This is a genomic window from Pseudomonas sp. GW821-FHT01E05 (genome assembly GCF_059422425.1).
Genome location: NZ_JBWKWW010000002.1, coordinates 623243 through 640160, shown reverse-complemented (window position 1 = coordinate 640160; position 16918 = coordinate 623243). Strand labels below are relative to the sequence as shown.

The 16918-nt window shown below is 60.2% G+C and carries 11 protein-coding genes; 9 read left to right on the top strand and 2 right to left on the bottom strand.

From position 1 onward, the window contains the following. Positions 1 to 30 precede the first annotated feature (30 nt). The 4 genes from AC07W5_RS06395 to AC07W5_RS06380 all read left to right on the top strand — a co-directional run bounded on the left by AC07W5_RS06395 (position 31) and on the right by AC07W5_RS06380 (position 12360). Positions 31 to 1656 carry a glycosyltransferase family 39 protein gene (locus AC07W5_RS06395; protein ID WP_495010941.1) on the top strand — a complete coding sequence of 542 codons (1626 nt, stop codon included), beginning with the start codon at positions 31 to 33 and terminating at the stop codon, positions 1654 to 1656. Positions 1657 to 1959: 303 nt separating this feature from the next. Beyond that, positions 1960 to 2844 (top strand): sulfotransferase family protein, encoded by an 885-nt coding sequence (locus AC07W5_RS06390; RefSeq protein ID WP_494995710.1) that lies wholly within the window; start codon positions 1960 to 1962, stop codon positions 2842 to 2844. 52 nt (positions 2845 to 2896) lie between these two features. After that, positions 2897 to 10801: an Ig-like domain-containing protein gene (locus AC07W5_RS06385; RefSeq protein WP_495022989.1), complete on the top strand. Its 7905-nt coding sequence runs from the start codon at positions 2897 to 2899 to the stop codon at positions 10799 to 10801. Between the two features lie 41 nt (positions 10802 to 10842). Further along, positions 10843 to 12360, top strand: coding sequence for a TolC family protein (locus AC07W5_RS06380; RefSeq protein ID WP_494995712.1), 1518 nt, complete (start codon positions 10843 to 10845; stop codon positions 12358 to 12360). 35 nt (positions 12361 to 12395) lie between these two features. On the opposite strand, the gene AC07W5_RS06375 is transcribed toward AC07W5_RS06380, so the two are convergent. Both AC07W5_RS06375 and AC07W5_RS06370 read right to left on the bottom strand, forming a co-directional pair. Then, positions 12396 to 13157 carry a slipin family protein gene (locus tag AC07W5_RS06375; RefSeq protein ID WP_495023006.1) on the bottom strand — a complete coding sequence of 254 codons (762 nt, stop codon included), beginning with the start codon at positions 13155 to 13157 and terminating at the stop codon, positions 12396 to 12398. After that, the gene (locus AC07W5_RS06370) at positions 13157 to 14527 is read right to left on the bottom strand and encodes an NfeD family protein (RefSeq protein WP_495010944.1); all 1371 of its coding nucleotides are present in this window, start codon (positions 14525 to 14527) and stop codon (positions 13157 to 13159) included. Before AC07W5_RS06370 ends, AC07W5_RS06375 begins: the two co-directional genes overlap by 1 nt. Positions 14528 to 14762: 235 nt before the next feature. Here AC07W5_RS06370 and AC07W5_RS06365 point away from each other — a divergent pair, with 235 nt between their 5' ends. From AC07W5_RS06365 to AC07W5_RS06345, 5 genes are all read left to right on the top strand, one after another. After that, positions 14763 to 15227: an aminoacyl-tRNA deacylase gene (locus AC07W5_RS06365; protein ID WP_494995714.1), complete on the top strand. Its 465-nt coding sequence runs from the start codon at positions 14763 to 14765 to the stop codon at positions 15225 to 15227. Between the two features lie 167 nt (positions 15228 to 15394). After that, positions 15395 to 15640: a DUF2789 domain-containing protein gene (locus tag AC07W5_RS06360; protein ID WP_494995715.1), complete on the top strand. Its 246-nt coding sequence runs from the start codon at positions 15395 to 15397 to the stop codon at positions 15638 to 15640. Between the two features lie 145 nt (positions 15641 to 15785). Next, positions 15786 to 16031, top strand: a complete 246-nt coding sequence (locus tag AC07W5_RS06355; RefSeq protein WP_494995716.1) for a type II toxin-antitoxin system Phd/YefM family antitoxin — start codon at positions 15786 to 15788, stop codon at positions 16029 to 16031. Continuing rightward, positions 16021 to 16302 carry a type II toxin-antitoxin system RelE family toxin gene (locus tag AC07W5_RS06350; protein ID WP_495022988.1) on the top strand — a complete coding sequence of 94 codons (282 nt, stop codon included), beginning with the start codon at positions 16021 to 16023 and terminating at the stop codon, positions 16300 to 16302. The genes AC07W5_RS06355 and AC07W5_RS06350 overlap by 11 nt, the downstream gene beginning before the upstream one ends. 306 nt (positions 16303 to 16608) lie before the next feature. Then, positions 16609 to 16887: a hypothetical protein gene (locus tag AC07W5_RS06345; protein WP_494994481.1), complete on the top strand. Its 279-nt coding sequence runs from the start codon at positions 16609 to 16611 to the stop codon at positions 16885 to 16887. Positions 16888 to 16918 lie beyond the last annotated feature (31 nt).

Below are 16918 nucleotides of genomic sequence, written 5' to 3'. Positions count from 1 at the left end.
TATAATTTATGTGTATTGGCGGGGGAATGGATGGCGGTGCGCAGAGAAACAGAGCTCGGCGACAAGCGTAACGGGCACTCTGTGGTCAGCTTGATCGAAGGTGTGCAGCGCTTGGTGCAATGGGGTCGTGAACACTGGTTGGTACCTATTCTGGCGCTGGCGGCATTCACGCGCTTTTATGATCTGACCGCAGCGGCTATCTGGGGCGACGAAGGCTCCAGCCTGTTGTTAAGCCAGTACTCGCTGGCCGGGATCTGGTTTCACGCCGCTCATGATGTGCATCCGCCGCTGTATTTTATGCTCCTGCATGGCTGGATCGAGCTGTTTGGCGACGGGATTTTCTCGATTCGCAGTTTTAGCGCACTACCCGGGATTGCCACGGTGGCGCTGGGCATCTGGCTGGTGGGGCTGATCGCCACGCGGCGCGCGGCGGTGCTGGCCGGGGTGCTGTTGGCCCTGCTGCCAACAGCGGTGCGCTATAGCCAGGAAGTGCGCATGTATTCGCTGTTGGGCGTCTTGTTGATCGGCGCGACCATCGCGTTAGTGTATTGGGTCAAACAGCCTCAGCGTTCGCGTTACCTGGTGATCTATGCGCTGTTGATGAGCGCGGCCTTTTATACCCATTACTTCACTGCCCTCTGCGTGCTTTCCCATTGGCTGTATCTGCTGGTGATGCGTCTGCAACCCACCGCAGAGTCTCGGCACATTACCCGCCCCGGCTGGTGGCTCGCTAACGTTGCGATCGTTGTGCTCTTTGTGCCCTGGATTCCGGGATTGATCGATCTGCTGCAGCACATAGACCAACTCAAAGCCAATGGTGACGTGGGCTGGGAACTGCCTGTCACGTTCTCTTCGTTACCGTCGATGATTTGGCTGTTTTTGGTCCAAGACGAGGCGGACAACCTGCCGTGGGTGGTATTTGCCTCAATGCCACTGCTGGTTCTGGTCATTGTGGGTATGACGGCCTGGCGTGATCCAACACCCTATAAGCTTCACACTTTGCCGGTGATTTACACCACGCTTCCGCTGCTGGTGGTCTTCTCGGTGTCGTTCGTCTCGCCTGTCTTCATCGAGCGTTACATGACGGCTTATGCCTTGGGCCTGCCGATGGTGTTGGCGATCGCTATCGACCAGTTGCAAAAGCGCTTTCGGATGTTGGCATTCGCCTTGCTCGCGGTGTTTGTCGGCACAGAGCTGGTGGGACTGAAAATCAACGCTACTGTCGACGTGAATGATCAGGTCAGCGTCATGGTCGATTATGTGAACCAGCGTTATGTCGCGGGCGATCGCATCGTCATCAGCGACATGCTCTGGTACATGAGTTACGTCTACTACAACCGAACCGATGCCCAACCGCTGCTCTACACGCCGCCGTTGCGCAATGGAGTTTCCAGCCGGCCAAACGCCTACGGTTTCGGCACGCTGGTGAATCAGGATGCCGACAAAATCTACCTCGACAGCCTGGCAGAGCTGCCCGCTGGGACCGGGCGAGTGTGGTTGATCAGCACCGGTGATCAACCCGATGAATTCGCGCCGCTGCCCCCCACGTGGCACAAGACTCGCGAATTCGAGGCGGGTAACGCCAAAGCGCGGCTGTTTGTGATGGGCAGCCCTGCACAGCGGCTACAGAGCACGCGGGGACCGAGAAATTTCTGACGGTGTTTTGAGGTTTCTTTGATTTTGGCGCCAGATTAACTTTCGGTTTTTCACGGATTACCGGGAAAAACGTTCTGATCTTCATGAAAAAGAACGTGTTGTCCCGGTCACCGTACACCATCCGTTTGATGCCCTTTGTTCGGTTGTTCATTCCTTCCAACTGACCGGTGTGCATTCGCCAACGCCTGCGAGGCGCTCGCCGCATCAATGCCATGGCCGGCGATTCGCCCAATCAACATCACACTTCTTCCGCGGTTTTGCTTCGATTTGATATCAAAAGACCACTAGTCGGAAGTCCCCTTCATGGACTACGCTTTGTCCTACAAAAGGATGTTGATTACGGTGAAGGGATTGCACGACTTCCACTTTATCTCTGGCTTACCGCGCTCAGGGTCCACCCTGCTCTCAGCCATTCTGCTGCAGAACCCGCGTTTTCATGCTGGCATGACCAGCCCGGTCGGCGCGTTGTTTTCCGGCATTCTCGAACAATGCAGTGCCGGCAGCGAATTTGGTGCCGTCATCGACACCCCACTGCGCCGTCGTCTGTTGCACGGTCTGTTCGATTCCTTCTACGCCGATCAGGCAGACACACCCGTCATCTTCGACACCAATCGCCAATGGTGCGCGCGCCTGCCTGCACTACGGGAACTGTTCCCGAAGGCCAAAACCATTGCCTGTGTGCGCAATGTTGCCTGGGTGATGGACAGCCTTGAGCGTCTGTACCGCGCCAATCCGTTCGAGAACACCAAGCTGTTCAATGACGAAATCGAGCGCAATACCGTTTACAGCCGTTGCGAAACCCTGGCTCAGCGCAATCGTCTGGTGGGTTTTGCCTGGACCGCGTTGAAAGAGGCGTATTACGGCGAAAACGCCGACTCGCTGTTGATCGTTGATTACGATTTGCTGAGCCAGGCCCCTGACCGGGTCATGCGGTTGATCTACGACTTCATCGGCGAACCCTGGTTCGAGCACGATTTCAACAACCTCGCCTATGACGCGCCGGAGTTCGATCAGGCGCTCGGCGTATCGGGGCTGCACAAGGTCAAACGCACGGTCGCACTGGAACCCCGACGCACGATCCTGCCGCCGGACCTGTTCGATAAATACGCAGAATTGTCTTTTTGGCACGATGGCTCCGCCAGCGCCGCCAACGTTATTCGTATGAAAGCCGAAACCGCGATCAGTTGATTACGGCTTTTTTATTTGCGCGCAAATAAAAGTTCGAATCCGGGTGAGCAATATGTGGTGGAGCAAAGGCAAGTCGCAAACATCCCCAGGCGCACGCGTCCTGGCATCGCCAATGATCATGTCGCTGGAACCGCGAATGCTGTTCGACGGCGCAGTGGCGGCCACGGTTGCCGATACCGCCGCCCAAGCTGACAGCCACGCCACGGCGGACGCTGCCAAGGCGCCGGTTGCCGACCACCCGGTGGCCAGCAAGGACACCCACGGCCAGGCGGACAACACGTCAGCGGCCACGCCCGCGCCCGCTGCGACGCCCACCGCCGTGCCCGGTCAGAGCGTGGTGTTCGTCGACTCGCGCATCAAGGACGCCGATAGCCTGCTCAAAGGCGTGGCACCCGGCACCCAGGTGGTCCAGCTCGACGCGACCAGGGACGGCTTGCAACAGATCGCCGATTATCTGGATACCCACCACGGCGTGAGTACCGTGGAAATCATCGCCCACGGCAATAGCGGCGACTTGTGGCTGGGCGACACTTACCTGGCGGCCGATAACGTGGCGGCTCGCAGCGCGGTGCTGGCGCGCATCGGTAATGACATGAACGTCGGCGGTGACATTCTGATCTACGCCTGCAACACCGCCGCAGGTGACAAGGGCATCAGCTTTGTCGACTCGCTGGCGCAACTCACCGGGCGCGATATCGCTGCGTCGAGCAACCGTACCGGCGTGGGCGGTGACTGGGATCTGGAAATTGCGTCCGGCACCATCGAGAGCCATAACGTGCTGTCGGCCCAGTCCATGGCTGCGTATCAGTACAGCCTGGCGACCCTGACGGTCACCAACAACGGTGACAGTGGGATCGGCTCATTGCGTCAGGCGCTGAGCGATGCCGTGGTGGGTGACACGGTGACGTTCAGCACCACCATGACGGTCAATCTGAACGCGCAACTGACCATTACCAAGAACGTCACGCTGGAAGGTGACCTGAACCACGACGGCATTGCCGATGTGACTCTCAATGGTCAGTACAAGACCCGGGTGCTTCAGGTCGCTTCCGGGGTCACTGCGACCCTCGACGGGCTGATCATCAAGCAAGGCCTGGTGGCCGGCAATGGTGCTGCTGCCGGTACGGATGGCACTGCGGCGATGGGTGGCGGTATTTTCAATGCCGGCAACCTGACCCTCATGAACGTCACCGTGACCAGCAACGCCGCTTCGGGCGGCGGTGGCGGTGGCGGGGTCACCTCACCTTACGTCGGTGGCGCGGTCGGCGGCGGCGGCGGCGGTGGCGGTGCATTGGGCGGGCAAGCCGGCGGTCATGGTGGCACCTCCGGTTTCGGCACGGGTGTGTACGGCGGTACGAGCGGTAGTGCCAACAAGGGCGGTAACGGTGGCGGGTACAACCCCAACTACATGGGCGGTCGCGGCGGCGGCAGCAGCGGTGGCGCGGGCGGCCCGGGGGTTGCCAACTACAGCAGCGGTGGCGCGGGCGGCACGGCGAACAACGGCACGATTTCCATCGGCGGTGGCGGTGGCGGCTCCGGTTGGGACAAGCCCGGCAGGGCCGGTGCTTCGGCCGCGGGTGGTATCTATAACGCTTCAACCGGCACCTTGACCGTCGTGGGCACCTCGGTGATTTCCAACAACATCGCCGCCGGTGGTGGCGGTGGTGGCGGTGGCGGCCTGGGCGGCTCCGCCGACCCCGGTGGCGCGGCCGGTAAAGGTGTCGGCGCGATCTGGAACAAAGGTACGGTATTGATGACCGCCGCCAACTTTGCGGCGTTGTCCGGTAACGTCGGTGGCAGTGGCTCCGGCGGTCCGGCACTGGGCGGCGGTAGTACCGGTGCCAGCGTGGCGGCCGTGAACAATATCTTCAACGACGGCGGCACCGTGAACACCGCCTATGCACCGGCACCGAGCGCTACCATCGCGGTGGCGAACAGCGCCCTGCACATCGGCCAGACCTCGCTGGTGACCTTTACCTTCACTGAGGCGGTGACCGGTTTCACCAACGCCGACCTGACGGTCACCAACGGTACCCTGAGCGCGGTGAGCAGCAGCGATGGCGGGGTCACCTGGACAGCGACCTTTACCCCAAATTCAAGCGTCACGGGCAGCACCAACCACATCGTCCTGGACAACACCGGCGTGACAAGCGTGTCGCTGGGCGCTGCCGGGGTCGGCACCAGCACGTCCAACAATTACGCCGTCGACACTGTACGGCCGACGGCAACCGTCGTGGTCGGCAGTCCTGCGCTGAACATCGGCGGCACCTCCACGGTGACCTTCACCTTCAGCGAGGCGGTGACGGGCTTCAGCCTGGCCGACATGACGGCATCCAACGGCACCCTGAGCAACCTGACCACCAGCGACAGTATCACCTGGACCGCGACCCTGACACCGACCGCCGGCAACACCAGCAGCGGCAACGTCATTACCCTGAACAACACCCTCTATACCGATACCGCGACCAACGCCGGTACCGGCACGACCACGTCCAACACCTATACGGTCGACACCGTGCGGCCGACCGCGAGTATCGTGGTGGCCAACAATGCGCTGAACATCGGGGCAACGTCCCTGGTGACGATCACCTTCAGCGAGGCGGTGACCGGTTTCACCAATGCCGACCTGACGGTCGCCGACGGCACGCTGAGTGCGGTCAGCAGCAGCGACGGCGGCATCACCTGGACCGCGACCCTGACCCCGACCTCGTCGGTTTCCAACGCCGGCGACGTGATTACCCTGAATAATGCCGGAGTCAGCGACACGGCAGGCAATGCCGGTAGCGGCACGACCAGCTCGAATGCCTATAGCGTCGACACCGCGCGTCCGACCGCGACCATCATCGTTGCCACGACCACCCTGGGCATCGGCCAGACCTCACCAGTGACCATTACCTTCAGCGAAGCGGTGACCGGTTTCACCAACGCCGACCTGACCGTTTCCAACGGTACCCTGAGCGCGGTGAGCAGCAGCGACGGCGGTATTACCTGGACTGCGACCTTCACTCCGACGACCAATATCACCAACGCCAGCAACCACATCACCCTGGACAACACCGGCGTGCTGGACCTGGTGGGCAACGCCGGCAGCGGCACCACCGACTCCAACAACTTTGCCATCGACACCCAGCGCCCGACGGCGACGATCGTGGTCGCGAACACGGCTTTAGCCATCGGCCAAACCTCGCTGGTGACCATCACCTTCTCCGAGGCGGTGACCGGCTTCACCAACGCCGACCTGACGATTGCCAACGGCACCCTCAGCGCGGTGAGCAGCAGCGACGGCGGCATCACCTGGACCGCGACCTTCACCCCGGCCGCCAGCATCACCGACACCAGCAACCTGATCACCCTGGATAACACCGGGGTCAGCGACTTTGCCGGAAACACCGGCAGCGGCACCACCGATTCCAACAATTTCGCGATCGACACCGCACGCCCGACGGCCACCATCGTGGTCGCCGACAGCACCCTCACGGTCGGCGAAACCTCACTGGTGACCATCACCTTCTCCGAGGCGGTGAGCGGTTTCACCAACGCCGACCTGACGATTGCCAATGGCAGCCTGAGCGCGGTGAGCAGCAGCGACGGCGGTATCACCTGGACCGCCACCTTTACCCCAACTGTCGGTATCGCCGATGCCACCAACCTGATCACCCTGAACAACACCGGGGTCAGCGACCTGTCCGGCAACACCGGCACCGGCACCACCAGCTCGAACAATTACACCATCGACACCGTTCGGCCGACCGCTACCATCGTGGTGGCGGACAACGCCTTGAAGATCGGCGAAACCTCACTGGTGACCATCACCTTCTCCGAGGCGGTGAGCGGCTTCAGCAATGCCGATCTGACGATTGCCAACGGCACCCTGAGCGCGGTGAGCAGTGGCGACGGCGGCATTACCTGGACGGCCACGTTTACACCGACTGCCAGCATTACCGATGCCACCAACGTCATTACCCTGGACAACAGTGGCGTCACCAATGGGTCGGGCAATGCCGGCAGCGGCACCACCGATTCGAACAACTTCGCCATCGACACAGTGCGCCCGACGGCGACCATCGTGGTCGCGGACAGCGCCCTGGGAGTCGGTCAGACCTCACTGGTGACCATCACCTTCTCCGAGGCAGTGAGCGGTTTCACCAACGCCGACCTGACCATCGATAATGGTACCTTGAGCGCGGTCAGCAGCAGCGATGGCGGCATCACCTGGACGGCCACCCTGACCCCGGTGGCAGGCATTACCAATACCAGCAACTTCATCCAGCTGGACAACACGGGGATCCAGGACCTGTCCGGCAACGCCGGCAGCGGCACCACCGACTCCAACAACTACGCGGTCGACAGCCAGCGCCCGACCGCCACTATCGTCCTGGCCGACCCGGCCCTCAAGGCCGGCGAGACTTCGCTGGTGACCATTACCTTTTCCGAGGCGGTGAGCGGCTTCACCAATGCTGACCTGACGATCGCCAACGGCAGCCTGAGCGCAGTCAGCAGCAGCGACGGCGGCATCACCTGGACCGCCACCTTCACTCCGACCGCGGGCATCACCGATCTGAGCAACGTCATCAGCCTGAACAATAGTGGAGTCGCCGACCTGGCGGGCAATGCGGGGACGGGCATCACCAGTTCGAGTAATTACACTGTCGAAACCCAAGTGCCGACCGCCTCCATCGTGATCGCCGATACGGCGTTGAGGGTCGGTGAAACCACGGTGGTGACCGTCACTTTCTCCGAGGCCGTGAGCGGCTTCAGCAACGCCGATCTGACGATTGCCAACGGCACCTTGAGCGCGGTCAGCAGCAGTGATGGTGGCGTGACCTGGACGGCGACTTTCACCCCGACCAGCAACATCACCGACACCAGCAACGTGATTACCCTGGATAACAGCGGTGTCACCAACGCATCGGGCAACACCGGCAATGGCACCACTGACTCCAACAACTACGCCATCGACACGGTGCGCCCGACGGCGACCATCGTCGTCGCCGACAGCGCCCTCGCGGCCGGCGAAACCTCACTGGTGACCATCACCTTCTCCGAGGCGGTGAGCGGTTTCACCAACGCCGACCTGACTATCGCCAACGGCACCTTGAGCGCGGTCAGCAGCGGCGATGGCGGCGTCACCTGGACCGCGACCCTGACCCCGGTGGCGGGCGTCACCGATACCAGCAACCTGATCACCCTGACCAACAGTGGCGTCAGCGATCTGGCGGGTAATGCCGGCACCGGGACGACCGACTCAAATAATTACGCGATTGACACGCAGCGGCCCACAGCCACCATTGTGCTTGCTGACACAACGCTGATTGTGGGCGAAACGTCGCTGGTCACCATTACCTTCTCCGAGGCGGTGACCGGCTTCACCAACGCCGACCTGAGTGTGCCCAACGGCACGTTGAGCCCGGTCAGCTCCAGCGATGGCGGTATTACCTGGACGGCGACCTTTACTCCGACGGCCGGTGTTGCCGACGCCACGAACCTGATTACCCTGAGCAACAGCGGGGTGGCCGATCTGGCGGGCAACGCCGGTACCGGCACCACGGATTCCGGCAACTTCACCATCGACACCGTGCGCCCGACGGCGACCATCGTGGTGGCGGACACCGCGCTGAAAGTCGGTGAAACATCGCAGGTCACCATCACTTTCTCGCAAGCGGTGAGCGGTTTCAGCAACGCCGACCTGACAATCGCCAATGGCACACTCAGCGCGGTCAGCTCCGGCGATGGCGGCATCACCTGGACCGCAACGTTCACGCCAACCAATGCCATTACCGACAGCAGCAACCTGATCACGCTGGACAATAGCGGCGTTCAGAGCGCATCTGGCAATACCGGTGTTGGCACTACCGATTCGAACAACTATGCCATCGATACCGAGCGTCCAACCGCGACTATTGTGGTCGTCAATCCGGTGTTGCCAGTGGGTGAGACCTCTCAGGTGATCATCACCTTCAGCGAAGCGGTGAGCGGGTTCAGCAACGCCGACCTGACGATCGCCAATGGCACACTCAGCGCGGTCAGCAGCAGCGATGGTGGCGTGACCTGGACGGCGACCTTCACCCCGAACGCCAACATCAGCGACGCGACCAACCTCATCACCCTCAACAACAGTGGTGTGAGCGACGCTGCCGGTAACGCCGGAGCGGGGACGACCGACTCCAACAACTACGTTGTTGATACCCAGCGTCCGACCGCGACCATTGTGGTCGCCGACAGCGCACTCAAGATCGGTCAGACCACCACCGTGACCATCACCTTCTCCGAGGCGATCAGTGGTTTTACCAACTCAGACCTGAGCGTCGCCAATGGCACGCTGAGCGCGTTGAGCAGCAGCAATGGCGGTGTCACCTGGACGGCGACGCTTACGCCAACCGGCAATGTCACCGATGCCAGCAACCTGATCACCCTGAACAACGGCGGTGTGAGTGACTTGCTCGGCAACGCCGGGAGTGGCACCACCGACTCGAACAATTACACCGTCGATACCGTGCGCCCGACGGCGACCATCGTGATCGCTAACCCGATTCTGGCGGTGGGCGATTCCTCGACAGTGATCATCACCTTCAGCGAAGCGGTAAGCGGGTTGGACAACAGCGACCTGACGGTGACCAACGGCACGCTGAGCGCGTTGAGCAGCAGCGATGGTGGCGTGACCTGGACAGCGACGTTCACCCCGAACGGCAATGTTAGCGACGCGACCAATCTGATCACCCTCAACAATACCGGAGTCAGTGATCTTGCCGGCAATGCCGGGACGGGGAGCACCGACTCCAACAATTTCATCATTGATACTCAGCGTCCGACGGCGACCATTGTCGTGGGCGACAGCGCTCTGCGCATCGGTCAGACGACCACCGTGACCATCACCTTCTCCGAGGCGATCAGTGGCTTTACCAACTCAGACCTGAGCGTCGCCAACGGTACGCTGAGTGCCCTGAGCAGCAGCGATGGCGGTAAGACCTGGACGGCGACGCTGACTCCGACCGGCAATATCTCCAATACCAATAATCTCATCACGTTGAACAACGGCGGTGTGATTGACTCGGTCGGCAACGCCGGGAGTGGCACCACCCAGTCCAACAACTACGCCATCGACACCACACGTCCAACCGTCACCAGCATCGTGGTGGCTAACCCGGCGTTGACGGTGAATCAGACCTCACGGGTGACCATTACTTTCAGCGAAGCGGTCAGCGGCTTCGATCTGACTGACCTGAGCGCGACCAATGGCACCTTGTCCAACCTTTCCAGCAGCGATGGTGGCAAAACCTGGACGGCGACCCTGACGCCAACGGCCAACGTCAACAACGCCAGCAATCTGGTCAGCCTGAACGGCAGTGGTGTGACCGACCTGGCCGGCAACTCGGGCGTAGGCACTACGGATTCCAATAGTTATTCGGTCAACACCATCGCCACCAGTGGCGACCCGCAATTCAGGGTTGATTCTCCAGTGGTGCTTGCGGACCCACCGAATGTGCCGCTGCAACCCATCGTTTTCACCCCGCCTACGGGCAATCTCGGTTCGCCGCTGGCCTTTACGCCATTGTTCGAGCAGCGTACTTCGGGCGATGGTTTACCTCCGGTGGGCAGCATCTTCATCAATAACGGCGCCCTGGCACCAAGTTTCATCGCTCAGGTGTTTAGCAGCGAAAGCGGCGGGAACGGTGCGGCTCAAGGCTTCCTCGGCTTTGGTGGAGGTGATGGCGGGGTGTTCGGCAGTAGCACGCTGTCGAGCCTGTTCAATCAGGATTCAGGCTCGCAAAGCGGCTCGTTCAATGCCTTCGACAGCCATTCAATACAAGGCGGCGATGTCTCACAAGGCTTGCGCGGGGTGTTCGGCGCGCCGACGTTGGGCCAGCAATTGCAGCAAATGAAAGACACCGAGCAACGGCAGATCCTGGATCTGGCCGCGGCCTTGCAACAGGTCGGCATCAGCGAAATGCAGGCCTGAAACAGACTTAATACAGGGCTGGACCCGGGGGTAAGCCAAGGATGAGAAGAAGTCATAAGTTGTTTGGTGTCAGCCTGCTGGCGGTGATGGTCAGCGGATGCGCAATCAAAAGTGAACCGATTGAACGCAGTGTCAGCGAGCAGCGTGCCAAAAGCGATTTGCTCAGCATGTACAAGGATCAGGAGCCATTAAGCGGTCCTTTGACATTGCATCAGGCCATGGCTCGCGCGGTGAAGTACAACCTCGAAGGCCGGTTGAAAATCATGGAAGAGGCCCTGGCCAAGCGCCAACTGGACCTCGCCAGTTTTGACATGCTGCCGCGCATGGCGCTGGATGCCGGGTACGTGGGGCGTAACAACGTCAGCGGCTCCAGCAGCCAGAGTGTGCAGACCGGCACCCAGTCTCTGGAACCCTCGACCTCTCAGGACCGCGACCGCAGGGTGGCCGACCTGACCATGGTCTGGAACGTGCTCGACTTTGGCGTCAGCTACATCAACGCCAAACAGCAGGGCGACCAACGGTTGATCGTTCAGGAGCGTCGGCGCAAGGTGATCAACACCATCGTCCAGGACGTGCGCTCAGCCTACTGGCGTGCGGTAGCCGCCGAACGCCTGCTCAAGCAGATCGACAGCCTGATGGCGCGGGTCGATACGGCTAAGGTCAACAGTCAGAGCATGAGCGAACAGCGCATCGGTGATCCGATACAAGCCTTGGGTTACCAACGCTCGCTGATCGAAGCCACCCGTCAACTGGAGGAACAGCGCCAGGCACTGTCCCTGGCCAAAACCGAACTGGCGACCCTGATCAACCTGCCGATGGGCACCTCCTTGACCCTGGCGACCCCGGACGATTACGACATTCCCGAGTTGAAAGTCGACCTGGCGAGCCTGGAACAGGAAGCCCTGACCAGCCGCCCCGAACTGCGTGAGCAGGACTACCAGACGCGCATCAGCGCCGCAGAAACCCGCAAGGCCATGCTGCGGTTACTGCCGGGGCTTGAGTTCTCGGCTGGCGGGCACTACGACAGCAACTCGTTTTTGGTCAATGACAAGTGGGCCGACTACGGGGTGAAAGTTACCTGGAACCTGTTCAACGTGATTTCCGCTCCGGCGGCCATCGATGTCGCCAAGGCCGGCGAACAAGTCGCCACGGCGCGCCGTCAGGCGATGTCGATTGCCGTGCTGGCGCAGCTCTATGTGGCCAACGCCAACTACCGTGAAGCGCTGCGTCAGTTCAAAACCAACCAACAACTGGCCAGCATCGACGGGCAAATCGTCGGCCAATTGCGCAATCGCCATCAAGCGGCCGGGTTGGGTGAGCTGGACCTGATCCAGGGCGAACTGAACACCCTGCAGGCAGATTTGCGGCGTGACCTGTCTTATGCCGATCTACGCAACGCGTATGGACAGATCTTCGCCAGCGCCGGGCTTGATCCGCTACCGGATCAGGTGCAGTCGACTCAGGTCGAGTCGATTGCCAACGCCTTGGCCAGCCGTGAAGCCGCCTGGGCGGCGGGGGATATAGCGGTACCTGTGGCGGCTCATGTCGAACGACAGTAAGTGAATTTACAGGGGGATCGTCAAGCTCACGTGCATCACCCCTTCGACGATAAGTTCGCCATGCCCTTCAACAATTCGATCGGTAGCGGAAAGACGATGGTCGAGCTCTTGTCACCGGCAATCGCACCCAGGGTCTGCATGTAGCGCAACTGCATCGCGCCAGGCTGACGGCCGAGCATTTCGGCGGCTTGCATGAGCTTTTCCGAGGCCTGCAGTTCGCCTTCGGCGTGGATCACCTTGGCCCGCCGTTCCCGTTCGGCTTCGGCCTGTTTGGCGATAGCACGGATCATCGATTCGTTGAGGTCGACGTGCTTGATCTCGACGTTGGCCACTTTGATTCCCCAGGCATCGGTCTGGGCATCGAGTACTTGCTGGACATCGGTGTTCAGGCGTTCGCGTTCGGCCAGCAGTTCGTCCAGTTCATGTTTGCCCAGCACCGCCCGCAATGTGGTTTGCGCCAATTGGCTGGTGGCCATGAGAAAGTCTTCGACCTGGATGATCGCCTTCTGCGGGTCGAGTACCCGGAAGTACAGCACCGCATTGACCTTCACCGAGACGTTGTCGCGGGTGATCACGTCTTGCGGCGGTATGTCGAGCACCACGGTGCGCAGGTCCACCCTGACCATTTGCTGAACCATCGGAATCAACAGAATCAGTCCGGGACCCTTGACCTGCCAGAAACGTCCGAGCTGGAACACCACCCCGCGTTCGTATTCGCGCAGGATCCGAAACGTTAACGCGGCCAACAGAATCAACAGCGCAATTAGCGCGCCAAAACCCAATTCCAGACCCATGATCATTCTCCTCGTGGTGTCGCCTGCGCCGCGGTCACTTCCAGTAGCAGCCCTTTGCGTGCCAACACCTGAACCCGTTGTCCGGGTCGCAGTGGCATTGGGCTCAGGACCTGCCAGTTTTCCCCTTGCAGCTGCACCCAGCCGTTGTAAGGGTTATCAGGTTGCACGGCGGTCACCGGCGTGACGCTGCCCACCAGCCCGGCATCGCCGCTGACGACTTTTCGCTGCCGCGCCCTCATCGCCATGCTCGCCAGTGTCACAAACAGCGCGGAACTGACCACGGCCAGGCCGATGATCAAGGGCAGCGGAATGCCATAACCCGGCACATCGGTGTCCATCAGAATCACTGCGCCCACCACAAAAGAGGCAATTCCGCCGAAGCCGATCACCCCGAACGTCGGTAAGAAGGCTTCCGCCACCATGAACGCGATGCCCAGCAAAATCAGCGCTACACCAGCGTAATTCACCGGCAATAACTGCAAGGCATACAACCCGAGCAACAGGCAGATCCCACCCAGCACGCCGCTGACGCCTGTGCCTGGGCTCATGAGTTCGAAAAACAGTCCATAGATGCCGATCATCATCAGGATCAATGCCACACTGGGATGGGCGATCACCGACAGCAGTTGCGTGCGCCAGTCCGGGTCATGGTTGATCAACGGCGCGTCGAAGGTGTGCAGTTGCACCTCCTGCCCGGCGACGCTAAAGGTCTTGCCATCAAGCTGTTTGAGCAGACCGTTCAGGTCATTCGCCACGTAGTCGACCACCTTGAGCTTCAGCGCCTCCTGAGCCGACAGGCTGACGGCTTCACGCACCGCTTGCTCGGCCCAGTCGACGTTGCGCCCGCGCAATTGCGCCAGGCCACGGATGTAAGCGGCAGCGTCATTGATCTGTTTGTGGGTCAGAGTGTCTGTGGTGTTTTCAGGCTCTGGATTCTTGTCGGTACGTGGTGCCGCCGGTGGGTTTGGTTGCCCGGGCAGGCCACCGATTTGCACCGGCGTCGCAGCACCCAGGTTGGTGCCTGGCGCCATGGCAGCGACATGGCTGGCATAGAGAATATAGGTCCCGGCACTGGCAGCACGGGCACCGCTGGGGGCGACGAAACTGGCCACTGGCACGGGGCTGGCGAGGATCGCCTTGATAATCGCTCGCATAGAGGTGTCCAGCCCGCCCGGTGTGTCGATGCCCAGCACCACTAATTGCGCGTGCTCATCGACTGCCTTGCTCAAGCCCCGAACCACATAATCGGCGCTGGCCGGGCTGATCACATCGTTCACCGTAAGCACAATCACCGGGTCCACAGCCCACGCCTGCCCGGTCGGTAACCCGATCAGCAACCACAGCAACACCGCCCGCCATCCACGCTTGTTCATATGACCCTCCCGGAGAGTCATGTGCCATAGGGCCGTCATCTATTCGTTGGCCCTGAACTGGAGTTTAGTTGAGCAATGGGCTGAGCGAATTTTGATCAGTTACGTCGGCAAACCGCTCAGAAGTTTGTTGGGCCAAGAGTGGTCGGTACCCGGTGCACGGCCTAGACTCCTTTAAGGGGAATCAAGTTGTTAACCCACCGTCCGCAAGCAGTTGCTCTGGACACCGAGGTGCATCATGCGTATGGCAAGAACCGTGCATTTGAGCCTGGAACAGGCCCATTGCGAATATGACGTCGTGACTCATCCGCACTCGGCGAGCAGCCTGGAAACCGCCCGGGTGGCGGGTATCCCCGCTGAGCGCGTGGCGAAATCAGTGATACTCGACGACCACCACGGCCACTACCTGATGGCCGTCCTGCCCGCCAGCCGCCATCTGGACCTGAGCAAAGTCCGTGGCAGCAGCGAATGGCAAATCACCCGCGAAAGCACGCTGGCCCATCTGTTCAACGACTGCGAACGCGGGGCCGTGCCTGCTCTGGGCGAATCCTATGGCATGGACATGATCATCGACCCAATGTTGACCCGCCAGAAAGACATCTACCTCGAAGCCGGCAACCACAACAACCTGGTCCACCTGAGCATGGACCAGTACCTGAAAATGGTGCCCCATGCCGAAGTGTGCGAGGTGAGTCATTCATGATGATTGGCAGTATTTGTTATGCAATTTCGCGGGCAAGCCTCGTTCCTGCATCGGACCGTATATTTCCTGCAGGAGCGAGGCTTGCCCGCGATCGATTGCGCAGCAGTCGCAGTAAGGTTGTCCGCTAAATCACTGTCTCCCACCCAATCTCATCCCTGGAGCCTCCCATGGAATCACCCACCCACAGCCTGCCATCCCTGTTCAAACAACTCGGCCTGCCCGACGACCCCGCCAGCATTGATGCCTTCGTCGCCACCCACTCGCCGCTAAAACCCGAGCTGCACTTGGCTGACGCCTTCTTCTGGACCAAGTGCCAGGCGGATTTTTTGCGCGATGAAGTGCTGGACGACGCCGATTGGGCAGAGGTGGTGGATCAACTGGATGTGCTGCTGAGGAAGGGGCGGGGGGTGTAAAAAAATCTGAGGAAAACAGGCGAAATGTAAAAAAATCTGGTGAGCGGTAAAAAAATCTGGGGTTAAACCGTGTTTGTGAGATTTTTCCGGGTTGCTTAAAAACTATCAGCGGACCAGATTTAAGACCTAAATAGAGGTCTTAAATATGCAAAATGTTCTGGCCGACACGGCCGTCAGTGTGTCCGAGCTGAAGAAAAATCCCTCAGCAGTATTGAGCGGGGCTCATGGTGGGCCGGTTGCGGTGCTGAATCACAATCGTGTCATAGGGTATATGGTTCCGGCCGATGTATTCGAGGCCATGATGGAACGGTTGGATGACCTGGAGCTGGCCGAGCTAGTCCGCGCTCGTAGCCATGAAACGCCGATGCCGGTAAGCCTGGATGACTTGTAAGCTTGAATTCCTGCCATCCGCACGCAAGGAGTGGGACAAGTTGGGGCATACCCTACGCGAGCAGTTCAAAAAGAAGCTGGCTGAACGGCTTGAGTTACCTCGGGTCCAGTCGGATTCATTGCACGGGATGCCTGACTGCTACAAGGTCAAGTTAAAGGCCTCTGGCTACAGGCTGGTTTATCAAGTGATTGACGAGCGCGTGGTCGTCTCGGTGGTAGCCGTTGATAAGCGCGAACGTAGCGCTGTGTACGAACGAGCTAAAAAACGCTAAGAAAAGTCAGCGTCGCGCCCGTTTGGTTGCACACCTCGAACCATCCCCCCTATAGTTCGCCCCGTCGCCGCACATCGGCGACAGGATTTGGCGATCCTCTTTCTATGACGCGTTTCAGCGCACCGATTCCATGCTTGTACCTTTTGGGTAGAGGCATGCTGATCTATGGCGGCTGTGCGCGGGAGACCTTCGAGTCTGCCGGGTTTCGTAGATGACCGGTTCGCCAACCTGCGCACAGCTGCCACCCTTTTTCGTTTGGCGACGATGAATGGAGGCTCCCAAAAAACTATCTACGAGATATACCCAATGACTCCATATCGTCCCCTGACATCCAACCCCACCGCCGCCTCCGTTCTAGCCTTCAACACCCTCGCGGCGACTCATCTTCTGCATGAAACAGCCTGTAGTCGTGTGCGCATTGGCACCGATCTGCTGGAAACCCTCACCTCAGTCACCATCCGCGATATCGACGATCAGGATCTTTATCGCTTGGTCAACGCGGCGTTTGTGTCGTTGCGTGATGGCCTGGACATAATGGAAGAAGTGCAGCATCGCCTGACCGCCCAAGCGTTGAAGGCGACCTGAGTTACCTCTGATCGTTCCCACGCAGAGCGTG

What these genes read in the sequence shown, in the direction of transcription:
- AC07W5_RS06355 (WP_494995716.1), top strand. Translation starts at nt 15,786, where the DNA reads ATGCAAAATGTTCTGGCCGACACGGCCGTCAGTGTGTCCGAGCTGAAG.
- AC07W5_RS06365 (WP_494995714.1), top strand. Translation starts at nt 14,763, where the DNA reads ATGCGTATGGCAAGAACCGTGCATTTGAGCCTGGAACAGGCCCATTGC.
- AC07W5_RS06385 (WP_495022989.1), top strand. Translation starts at nt 2,897, where the DNA reads ATGTGGTGGAGCAAAGGCAAGTCGCAAACATCCCCAGGCGCACGCGTC.
- AC07W5_RS06380 (WP_494995712.1), top strand. Translation starts at nt 10,843, where the DNA reads ATGAGAAGAAGTCATAAGTTGTTTGGTGTCAGCCTGCTGGCGGTGATG.
- AC07W5_RS06370 (WP_495010944.1), bottom strand. Translation starts at nt 14,527, where the DNA reads ATGAACAAGCGTGGATGGCGGGCGGTGTTGCTGTGGTTGCTGATCGGG.
- AC07W5_RS06395 (WP_495010941.1), top strand. Translation starts at nt 31, where the DNA reads ATGGCGGTGCGCAGAGAAACAGAGCTCGGCGACAAGCGTAACGGGCAC.
- AC07W5_RS06345 (WP_494994481.1), top strand. Translation starts at nt 16,609, where the DNA reads ATGACTCCATATCGTCCCCTGACATCCAACCCCACCGCCGCCTCCGTT.
- AC07W5_RS06390 (WP_494995710.1), top strand. Translation starts at nt 1,960, where the DNA reads ATGGACTACGCTTTGTCCTACAAAAGGATGTTGATTACGGTGAAGGGA.
- AC07W5_RS06350 (WP_495022988.1), top strand. Translation starts at nt 16,021, where the DNA reads ATGACTTGTAAGCTTGAATTCCTGCCATCCGCACGCAAGGAGTGGGAC.
- AC07W5_RS06360 (WP_494995715.1), top strand. Translation starts at nt 15,395, where the DNA reads ATGGAATCACCCACCCACAGCCTGCCATCCCTGTTCAAACAACTCGGC.